Source organism: Streptomyces sp. NBC_00647 (genome assembly GCF_045207245.1).
Taxonomy (GTDB): domain Bacteria; phylum Actinomycetota; class Actinomycetes; order Streptomycetales; family Streptomycetaceae; genus Streptomyces.
The window spans coordinates 2225585-2239425 of record NZ_CP109040.1 but is presented as its reverse complement, the minus strand read 5'-3'; the positions used below and the strand labels follow the sequence as shown (position 1 = coordinate 2239425).

The 13841-nt window shown below is 70.4% G+C and carries 11 protein-coding genes; 2 read left to right on the top strand and 9 right to left on the bottom strand.

The genetic code is table 11. The annotated features are described in order from the left end of the window. Window positions 1-76: 76 nt before the first annotated feature. The 9 genes from OG788_RS09840 to OG788_RS09800 form a co-directional block, all read right to left on the bottom strand. Window positions 77-1627, bottom strand: a complete 1551-nt coding sequence (locus OG788_RS09840) for a GMC family oxidoreductase N-terminal domain-containing protein (RefSeq protein WP_356757238.1) — start codon at window positions 1625-1627, stop codon at window positions 77-79. Between the two features lie 17 nt (window positions 1628-1644). Then, window positions 1645-3207 carry an APC family permease gene (locus OG788_RS09835; RefSeq protein WP_406370201.1) on the bottom strand — a complete coding sequence of 521 codons (1563 nt, stop codon included), beginning with the start codon at window positions 3205-3207 and terminating at the stop codon, window positions 1645-1647. Between the two features lie 140 nt (window positions 3208-3347). Next, window positions 3348-4814 carry an aldehyde dehydrogenase family protein gene (locus tag OG788_RS09830; protein WP_406370199.1) on the bottom strand — a complete coding sequence of 489 codons (1467 nt, stop codon included), beginning with the start codon at window positions 4812-4814 and terminating at the stop codon, window positions 3348-3350. Next, entirely contained in the window at window positions 4807-5952 is a 1146-nt protein-coding gene (locus OG788_RS09825) for an aromatic ring-hydroxylating dioxygenase subunit alpha (protein WP_406370198.1), read from the bottom strand. Before OG788_RS09825 ends, OG788_RS09830 begins: the two co-directional genes overlap by 8 nt. Window positions 5953-5963: 11 nt before the next feature. Next, a complete protein-coding gene (gene solA / locus OG788_RS09820) occupies window positions 5964-7118 on the bottom strand; it encodes an N-methyl-L-tryptophan oxidase (RefSeq protein ID WP_406370196.1) in 1155 nt (384 codons plus the stop codon). A 47-nt stretch (window positions 7119-7165) separates the two neighbouring features. Beyond that, window positions 7166-9622 (bottom strand): FAD-dependent oxidoreductase, encoded by a 2457-nt coding sequence (locus OG788_RS09815; RefSeq protein ID WP_406370194.1) that lies wholly within the window; start codon window positions 9620-9622, stop codon window positions 7166-7168. A gap of 34 nt (window positions 9623-9656) precedes the next feature. Then, window positions 9657-9851: a hypothetical protein gene (locus OG788_RS09810; RefSeq protein WP_406370192.1), complete on the bottom strand. Its 195-nt coding sequence runs from the start codon at window positions 9849-9851 to the stop codon at window positions 9657-9659. After that, window positions 9848-10933, bottom strand: coding sequence for an S-(hydroxymethyl)mycothiol dehydrogenase (locus tag OG788_RS09805; RefSeq protein WP_406370190.1), 1086 nt, complete (start codon window positions 10931-10933; stop codon window positions 9848-9850). Before OG788_RS09805 ends, OG788_RS09810 begins: the two co-directional genes overlap by 4 nt. A gap of 229 nt (window positions 10934-11162) precedes the next feature. Continuing rightward, the gene (locus OG788_RS09800) at window positions 11163-11984 is read right to left on the bottom strand and encodes an IclR family transcriptional regulator (protein ID WP_356757245.1); all 822 of its coding nucleotides are present in this window, start codon (window positions 11982-11984) and stop codon (window positions 11163-11165) included. Window positions 11985-12195: 211 nt separating this feature from the next. Between OG788_RS09800 and OG788_RS09795 the strand changes: the two genes are divergently transcribed. Both OG788_RS09795 and OG788_RS09790 read left to right on the top strand, forming a co-directional pair. Continuing rightward, window positions 12196-12516: a bifunctional 3-phenylpropionate/cinnamic acid dioxygenase ferredoxin subunit gene (locus OG788_RS09795; RefSeq protein WP_406370188.1), complete on the top strand. Its 321-nt coding sequence runs from the start codon at window positions 12196-12198 to the stop codon at window positions 12514-12516. A gap of 64 nt (window positions 12517-12580) precedes the next feature. After that, a complete protein-coding gene (locus tag OG788_RS09790; RefSeq protein WP_406370186.1) occupies window positions 12581-13780 on the top strand; it encodes an NAD(P)/FAD-dependent oxidoreductase in 1200 nt (399 codons plus the stop codon). Window positions 13781-13841: the final 61 nt, after the last annotated feature.

The following is a 13841-nucleotide window of genomic DNA, read 5'->3' as shown; positions in this document are numbered from 1 at the left end:
GGCCGTCCGTGGCCGGTCGGCCGACGCGACGGCGCCGCATGTCGCTACTGCCCCTCGCCCTCGCGGCGGCGCTCGTCTACGCGTCCTCCTTCAGCATGTCGGCGCACTTCTCGCCGATCATCATCGTGGTGATGCACGGGTTCACGGAGATCAGATCCGGCATCGCCGAACCGTCCGCGACCCGCAGACCCTCGACCCCCTTGACCCGCAGCCGTGCGTCGAGCGGGGCCGAGGTGTCGTCGTCCGCGCCCATCTTCACGGTGCAGGACGGGTGATAGACGGTGTTGTGGGTCTTGTGGATGTAGTCCAGCAGCTCCTCGTCGGAGCGGATGTCCGGCCCGGGGGCCAGTTCCGCGCCCGCCCAGCCGCTCAGCGCGGGCTGCGAGGCGATCCGCCGTGCCAGCTTCAGCCCGTACGTCATCACCCGCACGTCGTGTTCGTGGGTGAAGTACCGCGGGTCGACCATCGGTTTGTCCCGGTAGTCGCGGGTGCGCAGCCGCACGGTGCCGCGGGACTTCGCGCGCGTGACGTTCGGGGTGAGGCAGAACGCGTTCTCCGACGTGGGGAATCCGTGCCGCGCGGTGTTCATGTCGAACGGCACCGAGCCGTAGTGGAACATCAGGTCGGGCCGGTCCAGGCCCGGTTCGGTGTCGTAGAAGATGCCCGCCTCCCACCACTGGCTGGACGTGGTGGGCATGGGCCGCTTCGCCTCCCACATGATGACGCCCTCGGGGTGGTCCTGGAGGTTCTCGCCGACGCCCGCCGCGTCCACGACCACGTCGATGCCGACCTCGCGCAGGTGCCCGGCGGGCCCGATGCCGGACAGCATCAGGAGCTTCGGCGTGTCGATGGAACCGCAGGACACGATCACCTCGCGGCGGGCGCGGACCGTCCGGGTGTGGATCAGATCCGGGTCGAGGTACTCGGCGCCGACACACCTGCGGCCTTCCAGGACCAGCTTCTTCGCCCGCACCCCCGTCCGCACCGAGAGGTTCGGCCGCTTGCCCATGACCGGGTGGAGGTACGCGACCGACGAGGACTGCCGGATGTTGTTCTCGTCGGAGTTGATCTGGAACCAGTTGGCGCCCCGGACCACCGTCGTGCCGCTGTTGAACGCCGTGGTCGGGATGCCCGCCTGCGCGCACGCCTCCAGCAGGGCGGCGCCGCACGGGTCTTCGCCCTTCAGCGTGCGCAGCTTCACCGGGCCGGTGCGGCCGTGGTGGTCTCCCGGAGCGTCGTTCGACTCCAGCCGCCGGTAGAGCGGGAAGAGTTCGGCCGAACTCCAGCCCGTACAGCCCGCGGCGGCCCAGTCGTCGAGGTCCTCCGCGGGAGCCCAGAAGGCGATGCACGAGTTGTGCGAGGAGCAGCCGCCGAGCACCTTGGCGCGGGCGTGCCGCATGAAGCTGTTGCCGGTGGCCTGCGGCTCGACCGGGTAGTCCCAGTCGTAGCCGGATTCCAGCAGGCCCATCCAGCGGTCCAGTCTGAGGATGTCGTCGTCGCCGACGTCGCTGGGTCCGGCCTCCAGGACGCACACGGTGACGGACGGGTCCTCGGAGAGGCGGGCCGCGACCACATTCCCCGCGGTACCGCCGCCCACCACGACATAGTCGAACTCATCGTTGCTCATCAGCTGTTGACCCTCCTTCAGTCGGCCGCCGGAGCGGTGATCGGAGCCGTGACGGCGGGCTGCAGCCGGTGCTCGTCGAGGACGCCGGTGCGGTGGCGCTGGACGAACCAGTAGTAGGCGAAGCCGCCGCCGGCGATGACGGCGACGAACAGCACCGCGCCCCAGCGCAGATACCAGTGGAACGGCGCGGCGGCGTTGTAGACCTCGGCGCGCGGCCAGATCAGGTTGATCGTCATGACCGCGCCCCAGACGACGGCGAGGACATTGACGAGCAGACCCCAGCGGCCCAGCGAGAACTTCCCCTCGCCCGCGGGCTGCCACGTGCCGCGCAGCCGGGCCACCAGCATCGGGGCGGTCACACCGAGGTAGGCGAGATAGATCATGATGATGCCGATGCTGGTGACCACGGTGAAGATCTGCGGCTGGCGGATGTTCACGACGAGGATCGCCACGGCCAGAATGCCGATGATCACGGCGGGCAGGACCGGCGTCTTGAAGCGCGGGCTGACCCGGGCCATCAGGGCGGACGCGGGCAGGTTGTTGTCCCGGGACATCGCGAAGGCCAGCCGGATCGCCGCCGTGTGCACCGCGAGCGCGCACACCGTGACCGCGATCAGCACGCACCACAGCATCGCCTTGCCCGCCGTCGGGCCGAGCACGTCGAGCACGATGTACTGCAGGCCGTCCGTGGACAGCTTCTCCCCCTTCAGGCTGGAGACGCTCATGAGCGCGAGCAGCAGCACCAGGCCGCCCAGGACGAACGAGGCGACGATCGCGCGGATGATGGCCCGCGGGGCGTTGCGGGAGGGGTCCAGGGACTCCTCACCGAGCGAGGCCGCCGTGTCGAAGCCGTACATCACGTACGCCGACGCGAGCGAGGCGACCAGGAACGCGCCCAGATAGCCGGACGAGTGCCCGGCGCCCGTGCCCGCCGTCTCCGTCACCACCTGCGGTCCCCGGGTGATGTGGACGGCGAACAGCACGATGAGGACGACGGTGGCGATCAGCTCGATGAACACGCCCGCGCTGTTGATGGTGGCCATCAGCTTCACGCCGAAGGCGTTCACCAGGGTTGTGAAGAGGATGAGCACCGTGGCCAGGACGACCGCGTTGGTCGCGACGTCGTACTTCCCGGTCCCGTCCCCGACGAACTGGAAGGTGTCGGAGATCTGCGGGAGCGTCAGCTGATAGGCGAGTGCCACCGCCGAGATCGACACGATGGAGGCGATCAGCATCATCCAGCCGGCCAGCCAGCCGAGATGCGGATTGCCTATCTTCTTCGACCAGTTGTAGACGGAGCCCGCTACGGGATAGCGCGCGGCCAGTTCCGCGAAGCAGAGGGCGACCATGAACTGCCCGCCGAAGACCATCGGCCAGGACCACCAGTAGGCGGGACCGCCGCTGCCGTAGCCGAAGTAGAAGAGCTGGAAGGTGCCGGTGAGGATGGAGATGTAGCTGATGCCGGCGGCGAAGGTGTGGAAGTTGCCGAGGGTGCGCTTGAGTTCGGGTTTGTAGCCGAACTCGGCGAGTTCGGCGTCGTCGTGGTGCTGTGGGCCGGACGGTTGCTCGGTGGTCGTCATGAGCGGACTCCAGGTGGGCCTGGGGGCGGGGTGAGGGAGCGGCTCGTGCGGGTGCCGGGTTCCATGAGGGTGCTACGCGGGCGCCATGTCCGCGTCGGTGCGCCGGGGCGGCAGGGGTGAGCCGCCCCGGACGATCAGGATCAGGCGAACCAGCCCTGCGGGGACGGGTCGGTGTTGCGCCAGATGTGTTTGGCCTCGCGGTACTCGGCCAGTCCCGACGGCCCGAGTTCGCGCCCGAAGCCGGACTGCTTGAAGCCTCCCCACTCGGCCTGCGGGACGTAGGGGTGGTAGTCGTTGATCCATACCGTGCCGATCCGCAGACGGGCCGCGACACGCTGGGCCTTGGCCTCGTCGGTGCTGAAGACGGCGCCCGCCAGTCCGTAGATGGTGTCGTTGGCGAGGCGCACGGCCTCCGCCTCGCCGCTGAAGCGCTCCACGGTGAGCACGGGCCCGAACGACTCGTCCTGGACCACGGACATGTCGCCGCTGCACTCGTCGAGGACGGTCGGCGGATAGTAGAAGCCCGCGTCGAAGCCGGGGCCCGTCGGCCGGGTGCCACCGCAGCGCAGCACCGCTCCTTCCGCCAGGCCCTTGGCGACGTACGCCTCGACCTTGGCGCGGTGCGCCGCGGAGATGAGCGGCCCGGTCTGCGCCCGCTCGTCGAACGGTCCGCCCAGTCGGATCTCCGAGGCCCTCCGTACGACCTCGTCGACGAACCGGTCGTGCAGCGAGTCCTCGACCAGAAGTCGCGCGCCCGCCGAGCAGACCTGCCCGGAGTGCAGGAAGACCGCGGTCAGCGCCATGTCGACGGCCGTCTCGAAGTCGGCGTCGGCGAAGACGATGTTGGGGTTCTTGCCGCCGAGTTCGAGGGCGACCTTCTTCACCGTCCCGGCCGCGGCGGCCATCAGCCGGCGCCCGGTCGCCAGGCCCCCGGTGAAGGAGACCAGGTCCACGTCCGGATGGTCGGCGAGCGGGGCGCCCGCCTCGGGGCCCGCGCCCAGCACCAGGTTGGCAACGCCCGGCGGCACTCCCGCCTCTTCCAGGAGCCGCATCAGATGGATCGCCGTGTGCGGAGTCAGCTCGCTCGGCTTGAGGACGAAGGTGTTGCCCGCGGCCAGCGCCGGCGCCACCTTCCAGGCCGTCTGCAGGAGCGGGTAGTTCCACGGAGTGATCAGCGCGCAGACCCCGACGGGTTCGTACACGACGCGGCTGTCGACGCTCTCCGTGCCCGTCTCGACGACCCGGCCGGTCTCGGCGGCGGCCAGCCGGCCGAAGTAGCGGAAGCAGTTCGCGATGTCGTCGATGTCGTACTCGCTCTCGACGAGCCGCTTGCCGGTGTCGAGCGACTCGGCGCGGGCGAGGGCGTGCTTGTCGCGGACGAGGAGATCGGCGACGCGCAGCAGCAGGTCACCGCGGTCGGCCGACGGGACCGAGGGCCAGGGGCCCTCGTCGAAGGCGCGGCGCGCGGCGGCGATCGCCTCCACGGTGTCCTTGCCGCCGGCCTCGTCGACGACTCCGACCAGCGAGCCGTCGGCGGGGCAGCGGATCTCGCGGGTCCGCGCGTCGAGCGCGCCCCGCCACGATCCGTCGATGTACAGGTCAGGCACGTGGGCCTCCCAGTCGCTCGATCAACCACGCATGGAAGACCCCGATGTGATGCTCTGTCGGAACCAGCACACCACCGTTGCGATACGCACGTGACGCCATCGCCGGCTGTGTCCTTTCGCAGGCTTCGAAGTCCTGTTCGTTCACCCGGTGGAAAAGCTCCACCGACTTGGACACGTCGGCGTCCGACTCGACGACCTCCGGGGCGTAGAGCCAGTCGCACTCGACGACCGTGCGGTCCTCGGCGAGCGGGAACATGCGGTGCAGGATGACATGGTCCGGGACCAGATTGACGAAGACCGTCGGTTTCACGGTGATCGCGTAGTAGCGGCGGTCCTGGTCGTCCGCGACCTCGGGCAGCTTGGCGAAGCCCTCGCTGCCGTCGACCGTGAAGCCCTTGATCTCCTCCCCGAACTCGGCCCCGTGGCCCACGTAGTACTGGGCCGCGTACCCGTCCGCGAACTCCGGGAGCACCTCGGTCAGTTCGGGGTGGATGGTGGCGCAGTGGTAGCACTCCATGAAGTTCTCGACGATCAGCTTCCAGTTCGCCCGTACGTCGTAGGTGACGCGCCGGCCGAGCGCGAGGTTCTCGGCGCCGTAGTGCTCGATGGCCGCCGTGGTGCCGAGCCGCTCCACGGCCGCGCCCGTCACCGTCTCCTCGAAGGAGGGCGGCTCGTCGGCCAGGCACACCCAGGCGTAGCCGAGCCACTCGCGCAGGGCGACCTTGACCAGGCCGTACTCGACGCGGTCGATGTCCGGCATCTTCACCAGGTTCGGCGCCGCGACCAGCTTGCCGTCGAGGTCGTACGTCCAGGCGTGGTACGGGCATTGGAGGTTGCGCCGCACCTCGCCCGACTCCTCGGTGCACAGCCGGGCACCCCGGTGCCGGCAGATGTTGAGGAAGGCACGCAGCTCACCCGTGCGGGAACGGGTGATCAGGACGCTCTCCCGGCCGACCTGGACGGTGCGGAAGGCTCCGGGCCTCGCGAGATCCGCGGAGCGCACCGCGCAGAACCACATCGACTCGAAGAGCCGCTCCTGCTCCTGCCGGAAGATCTCCGGGTCGGTGTAGTAGTGCCCGGGGAGCGTGGCGATCAGGCTGGGGGACAGCGGGGACGGGGAGACGGGGATCGTCGTCACGTGCGGACTCCTCAGGCGGGCGCGGCGGCGAGGCGGTGGGGGTCGAACAGGCCGATGGGGTGCTCGGTGGAGCCGTCCAGGGCGAGGTCGGCGAGGATCTCACCGACGACCGGTACGAATTTGAAGCCGTGTCCGGAGAACCCGCAGGCCACGGTGACGGACTCCGGGTGCGCGGGATGTCGGGCGATGACGAAGTGCTCGTCGGGCGTGTTGGAGTACATGCAGGTGGCGGCCTTGAGGAAGGCGCCGGGCAGATCGGGGATGCGGTGGGACATGTGTTCCGCCATGGCCCGGATCTCGTCCTCGTGCACGGTCCGGTCGATGTCCTCCGGGGTGCACTCGACGCCCTTGCGGAAGAAGGCGACCTTCGCGCCCAGTTCGGGTCCGTCGATGGAGGGGAAGCCGTAGACCTGGACTCCGGCCGGGTCCTCCCAGATGTAGATCGGATGCCTCTCGGGCACGAACGGCCCGACCCCGCCGGTCGGCTGGAACCAGTACATGACCTGCCGCTCGATCCGGAAGGGCACCCCCAGATCGGTGAGCAGCTGCGGCGCCCAGGCCCCCGGGCAGATCACCAGCTGAGCGGCGGTATAGGTGTTCTCGGCCGTGTGCACCCGCACGCCGTCCCGGTAGGGCTCCCAGCGGGTCATCGGCTCGTCGAACTGCAGGTCGGCGCCCTGCCGGGTGGCGAGCTGGAGGTGCGCGGCGACGGTGTTCTCGGGGCGGAGCAGCCCCGCCCGCGCCTCGAACAGTGCGACCTCGTCGTCGTGCGGATTCAAGGTCGGGAAGCGGCGCCGGATCTCCGTCGCGTCCAGCATCTCGTGGGGCAGGTCCCACCGCTGCGCCGAGAGCAGCGAACCGGAGACGGTCCGCGAGTCCGGGTGCCCGACCATCACGCCGCCGCACAGGGTGGCGATGTCACGGCCCGTCGCCCGCTCCAGCTCGTCGTACAGCTCGTAGGCGCGCAGCAGCAGCGGGACGTACGCCGGGTCCTCGAAGTAGGACTGCCGTGTGATGCGCGAGCCGCCGTGGCTGGAGCCGCGGTTGTGCACCGGGCCGAACTTCTCCAGCCCGAGCACACGGGCGCCTCGGGCGGACAGATGGTGGGCGGCGGCGCTGCCCATGCCGCCGAGACCGATCACGATGACGTCATACGTGGGGGACACAGGGCCTCCTCCAGCCTTTTTGTCCGGCTCTTGCCTCTTCATCGGATTCAACGGCGGATTCGGTTCATCTTCGGATCGAAGAGTGGTTCCTCGGAGACGGTCGCGGGGATCCTCTCGCCGAAGTAGTCGATGTGCACGCCCGTGCCGGTGGCGAGCGCCGGCAGCCAGGCGTAGGCGACGCAGCGCCCGAGCGTGTAGCCGTACGAGGCGCTGGTGACGTAGCCCGCGGGTGCGCCGTCGACGTGGACGGGCTCCTTGCCGAGGACGACGGCGGAGGGATCGTCGAGGAGGAGCGGGGTGAGCCTGCGCGCGGGCTCCCGCGCCGCGCGGCCCTGCAGGGCCTCCTGGCCGACGAAGCCGTCCTTGTCCATGCGGACGGCGAAGCCGACACCGGCCTCGTACGGATCGTGCTCGTCGGTCATGTCGGTGCCCCAGGCCCGGTACCCCTTCTCCAGGCGGAGGGAATTGAAGGCCGAGCGCCCGGCCGCGATCACCCCGTGCCGGCGGCCCGCCTCCCAGAGCGTGTCCCAGAGCCTGAGTCCCAGGTCGGCCGTGGTGTACAGCTCCCAGCCGAGCTCCCCGACGTAGCTCAACCGCATGGCGGTGACGGGGACATGCCCGAGGTATGTCTCCTTCGCGCGGAAGTAGCCGAAGCCCTCGTGCGAGAAGTCGTCGCGGGTCAGCGGCTGGACGAGGTCCCTGGCGAGCGGACCCCACACGCCGATGCAGCAGGTGCCGGAGGTGACGTCCCTGAGGTGCACGTCCTGTGGTGCGTGCCGCAGGAGCCAGTCCAGGTCGGCGGGGGAGTTGGCGCCGACCTGGAAGCGGTCGGGGGCCAGCCGGGCGACGGTGAGGTCGGAGCGTACGCCGCCGGTCTCGTCGAGGAGCAGCGTGTAGGTGACCGCGCCGGGCTTCTTGCGGAGGTTGTTGGTCGTCATGCGCTGGAGGAAGGCGAGGGCGCCGGGGCCGGTGACCTCGAGCCGGCGCAGCGGGGTCATGTCGTAGAGGGCGACCTTCTCGCGGGTCGCCCGCGCCTCGGCCGCGGCGATGGGGGACCAGTAGCGGGCCGACCAGGCGTCGCGTTCGGGGAGGGGACCGAGTGTGTCGACGAGCGGGGCGTTCGCCTCGTACCAGTGCGGCCGCTCCCAGCCGCCGCCCTCCAGGAAGCGCGCGCCGAGTTGCTCCTGCCGGACATGGAAGGGGCTGACGCGCAGGGGGCGCGGCTGTTCCATCGGCTGGAGGGGGTGCAGGATGTCGTAGACCTCGACGAACTGCTGTGAGCCGCGCTCGCGGATGTACGACGGTGAGCACTGTGCGTCCTCGAAGCGGGCGAGGTCGCATTCGTGCAGGTCGATGGAGGCACGCCCGTCGACCATCCACTCGGCGACCGCCTTCGCCACACCGGCGGAGTGGGTGACCCAGACGGCCTCGGCCAGCCAGAAGCCGCGGAGCTGCCGGGACTCCCCGAGCAGCGGCATGCCGTCCGGGGTGAAGGAGAAGACGCCGTTGAAGCCCTCCTCGATCTCCGTGTCACGCAGGGCGGGAAGCAGTCGGCGGCAGTCGTCCCAGCTCGGCGCCCAGTCCTCTTCGGTGAACGGATACGACGACGGCATCTCCATGTCGTTCGCGCGTGCCTCGTCGTAGGGGAGGATCCCGAACGGGTCGACCGGCAGGGGCCGGTGGGCGTAGCTGCCGATGCCGATGCGGTCGTGGTGCTCACGGAAGTAGAGGTCGCGGTCCTGGAAGCGGAGGATGGGCTTCGAGGCTTCGGACGCCGCTCCGGCGAGTTCGGGGAGCGGCTGTGTCCTCGCGTACTGATGTGCGAGCGGTTGCAGGGGTACGTCGACTCCGGCCATGCGCCCGATGACGGGACCCCAGAAGCCGGCGGCGGAGACCACGTGATCGGCGGGGAACGTGCCCCGGTCGGTGACGACGCCGGTGACCCTGCCGTCCGCCTTCTCGATGCCGGTGACCGTGTGGCGGTCGAGGAAACGGGCGCCCCGCTCGGTCGCGCGCTCCATCTGGGCCCGGGCCGCGAGCAGGGCGCGGGCCAGGCCGTCGTCCGGGGTGTGGAAGCCGCCGAGGACGGCCGAACGGTCGAGGAGCGGCCAGAGCTCCTTGCACCGGTCGGTGCTGACGATCTCGCCGCGGACCCCCCAGGCGGCCGCGTATCCGGCCCTGCGGTGCAGGTCGGCGAGGCGTTCGGGGGTGGTCGCGAGCTCCAGCCCGCCGACCTGGTCGAAGCAGGAGACGCCGTCCACCGTGAGGGAGGAGAACTTCTCGACCGTGTAGCGAGCGAACGCGGTCAGTGTCCTGGAGGGACTCGTCTGGAAGACCAGGCCCGGTGCGTGCGAGGTGGAGCCGCCCGGGGCGGGCAGCGGACCCTGTTCGAGAACGGTGACGTCGGTCCAGCCGCGGGCGGTCAGCTCGTCGGCGAGGGAACAGCCGACGATGCCGGCGCCGATGACGACCACGCGGGGACGGGTTGCGGGCGTGCTGGACATGCCCCTCCTTGCCGGGGTGGGGGAGTGAACGCGCTCAGGTGGCCGGGACGCGGGGCCGCTGGGCGGCGACCGTGCGGTCCGAGCCGTGTCCGCTGGGGACGACCGTGTTGCCGGGAAGGAGGAGCGGGTCGCGGACGGCGGTCTCGCCGGCCGGCCGGTCCGCGTGTGTACGGCCGAACGTGCCGGCTGAGACGACGCGTCCGGCCCGTAAGGTGCCCGAGGCGCTCACAGGACCACGACCGACCGGAGCACCTCGCCCCGGTGCATCTTCGTGAACGCCTCCTCGACCTGATCGAGGGAGATCGTCTCGCTGACGAAGGCGTTGAGGTCCAGCAGCCCGTACAGGTACTGGTCGATGAGGAACGGGAAGTCGCGGCTCGGCAGACAGTCGCCGTACCAGGAGGACTTCAGGGCGCCGCCGTGCGAGAACAGGTCGATCAGCGGGAGGTCGATCCTCATCTCGGGGTCGGGCACTCCGACCTGGACGAGCACACCCGCGTGGTCGCGCATGTAGAAGGCCTGCTTGTACGTCTCGGGCCGGCCCACCGCGTCGATGGCGATGTCGACTCCGAAGCCGTCGGTCAGCGCGCGGACTGCTTCGACCGGGTCCGTTCCCCGCGAGTTGACGGTGTGCGTGGCGCCGAACCTCTCCGCCAGGTCGAGCTTCTTGTCGTCGATGTCGACGGCGATGACCTTCATCGCGCCGTTCAGACAGGCGCCCGCGATGGCGGCGTTGCCCACGCCGCCGCAGCCGATGACGGCGACGGTGTCGCCGCGTCCGACGTTGCCGGTGTTGACCGCGGCGCCGTATCCGGCCATCACGCCGCAGCCGATCAGCCCCGCGGCCTCCGGCCGCGCCGCCGGGTCGATCTTCACCGCCTGCCCGGCCGCGACCAGGGTCTTCTCGGCGAAGGCGCCGATTCCGAGGGCGTTGCTCAGGGGGGTGCCGTCGAGGAGCGTCATCGGCTGTGTGGCGTTGCGCGAGTCGAAGCAGTACCAGGGCCGGCCGCGGCGACAGGAGCGGCAGGTGCCGCAGGGGGCGCGCCAGGCGAGGACCACGTAGTCGCCGGGGACCAGGTCCGTGACGCCGTCGCCGACCGCCGCGACGGTACCGGCCGCCTCATGACCCAGCAGGAAGGGGAATTCGTCGTTGATCGCGCCTTCCCGGTAGTGCAGATCCGTGTGGCAGACCCCGCAGGCCTGGACGTCGACGAGCACCTCACCGGGGCCCGGGTCGGGAACGAGGATCGTCTGCACCTCGACGGGTGCGCCCTTTTTGACGGCGACTACGGCACGGACCTCGTGGGGCACGACAAGCTCCTCTGCTGTTGCGCAATGCACGATGGGTTGCGTGATGAGGAACATATTGAGAACGCCGTCAGGCGGCCGTCAAGGGGTGGGAGTTAACCCTTGGCAAAAGGAACGGGAGGCCCGAAACGTGGCCGACACACGACGGCGCGGGGCCGGTGGAATCCCGGCCCTGCGCCGTGGAGCGGGTGTGCGCCCGAGGGGGCGCCGATGCCGGCGAACAAGCGCCGTCTCAGAAGCCGTAGCCCATCCGGCGGGACAACTCGGCCCCCGCCGCCACCGTCCGCTTGGCCAGCTCAGGCAAGCGGTCCGCGTTCAGTCGGTACACCGGCCCCGACACGCTGATCGCGGCGATCACCTTGCCGTCGTGCGCCCGCACCGGAGCGGCCACGGCGGCGAGCCCCAGCTCCAACTCCTCGAGGGTGATGCCGTACCCCTGCTCGATCACGGCCTCCAGCTCGCCGCGCAGCGTGGACGGCCCGGTGATCGTGCGCTCCGTGAAACGCGGCAGAGGGCGTGCCAGCAGACCCTCCCGCAGCGTGGGCGGCATGTGCGCGAGCAGCACTTTCCCGCTGGACGTGGCATGCAGCGGCGTGCGTCTGCCCAGCCAGTTCTGCGCCGTGACCGACGCCGTGCCGCGGGCCTGCATGATGTTGACCGCGGCGTCGTCGTCCAGGACCGCGATGTTGACGGTCTCGCCCAGCTCGTCGGCGAGTTCGCGGCAGACCGGGACGCCCTCCTGGGAGATGTCGAGGCGTACCGCCGCCGCCCCGGCGAGGCGCAGCATGGCTGCTCCCAGGTAGTACTTGCCGCGGTCCTTGGCCTGGGCGACCAGGCCACGGTTCTCCAGGACGCCGAGCAGCCGGAACGCGGTGGACTTGTGCACGTCCAGTTCCTCGGCGATCTCGGTGACGCCCGCCTCGCCGAGCCGGGCGAGGATCTCCAGCACGCTCACGGCGCGGTCCACCGACTGGACGGCGCTGCCCGTGCCTCTGCCGCTCTGCTTCTCGAGGGTCTCCTCGGTGCGCTCAGCCTGCTTCTGCGTGCGGGTCATAGGTCAACTCTCACCACCTGACGGCCGTGTTCGGGCCGCATCTGCGGGAAGCCCTTGACGTGACGGGATCCCCGCGCGGATTCTGTTGCGCATAGCGCTCCCTCGTGCGCCATGCGAAACATCATGTTACCGAAGCGTCCGGAACCCGGAAGGTTCCCGACGACCTGGACCTGAGGTCGCGGACGAGACGTCCGGACCGAGAGGGGGGCCCATGATTCCCGTCTGCCGCCTTGAAGACCTCCCCGAGGGCGAATCCGTCCGTGTGGAGACCACGCCACCGGTCGCCGTGTTCAACGCCGACGGTGAGCTGTACGCCATCGACGACACCTGCACCCACCAGGACGCCTCCCTCTCGGAGGGCTGGCTGGAGGGCTGCCTGATCGAATGCCCGCTGCACGCGGCCTCATTCGATCTCCGCACCGGCCGGCCGACGTGCCTGCCCGCGCGCCGTCCCGTCCGTACCCACCGCGTCACCGTCGACGACGGAATCATCCACGTCCACCTCGCCGTGGAGGAGGGCACCGCCGCATGACCGCTGTGACCCTCGCACCCGGAGGCCGCGTCACCGCTCTCGCCGCCGACGAAGGGCGGGCCGTATGAGGACCGTGACCGTCGTCGGTGCCTCACTCTCCGGTCTGTACGCGGCCCGAGAACTGCGCACCCAGGGCTTCGACGGACGCCTGGTGATCGTCGGTGACGAACCCCACCGCCCGTACGACCGGCCTCCTCTCTCCAAGGACTTCCTCACCGGTCGCGCCGGCGAGGACCAACTCGCCCTGACCGACACCGAGGAGAGCGAGGAACTCGACGCCGAGTGGCTCCTCGGTGTACGCGCCCGCGGTCTCGACGCCCGGGGCCGCACCGTCCTCCTGGACGACGGCCGCACCGTCTCCACGGACGGAGTGGTCATCGCCACCGGCGCCTCCGCTCGCCGTCTGCCCGGCGACGAGCTCGTCGGCGTGCACACGCTGCGCACCCTCGACGACGCCCGTGCCCTGCGCGCGGAACTCACCGCGGGACAGCGCCGCGTGGTCGTGATCGGCGGAGGCTTCATCGGCGCCGAGACCGCGTCCTCGTGCGCCGCCCTCGGCCATGACGTCACCGTCGTCGAGGCTGCCCCGCTGCCCCTCCTTCCTCAACTCGGCCCGGACATGGCCGCCGTGTGCGCCGCACTGCACCGGCGCGCAGGCACCGTCCTCGTCACCGGAACCGGCGTCGCCGGGATCCGGGGGAGTGGTGGCGCGTCGCCCGGCGCGGTCATCGGAGTGGAACTGTCCGACGGGCGCTTCCTGCCCGCTGATGTCGTGATAATGGGGATCGGTGCGTCCCCGAACACCGGCTGGCTCGCGGGATCGACGCTCGCCCTGAACGACGGTGTGCTGTGCGACGACGGCTGTGCGACCGGACTCGCGCAGGTGGTCGCCGTCGGTGACGTCGCCCGGGTCGGCGGCACCCGCGCCGAACACTGGACCTCCGCCACCGAGCAACCCCGCGTCGCGGTGGGCAACTTGCTCGCCGGGCGCACCGTGACGGCCTTTCGGTCCCTGCCCTACTTCTGGTCCGACCAGTACGGTGCGCGGCTCCAGTTCGCGGGGCGGAGGCGGGATTCGGACACGGTCCGGATCGTCGAGGGAGCCCTTGATGAGGGCGGACCGGCCGAGGGCGGCTTCCTCGCCCTCTACGAGCGCGCCGACCGCACGACGGCGGTGCTCGGCATCGACCGCCCCCGCCCCTTCATGCGCGTCCGCCGTGAACTGGCGCGCAACGAGGACCCGGTGGAGCCGGCCGCCCTGTGAGGATGCGCCCTGGGATCACGCCGGAGGCGGCCGACGCGAGGCCAGGAGATCCGTTCCGTTC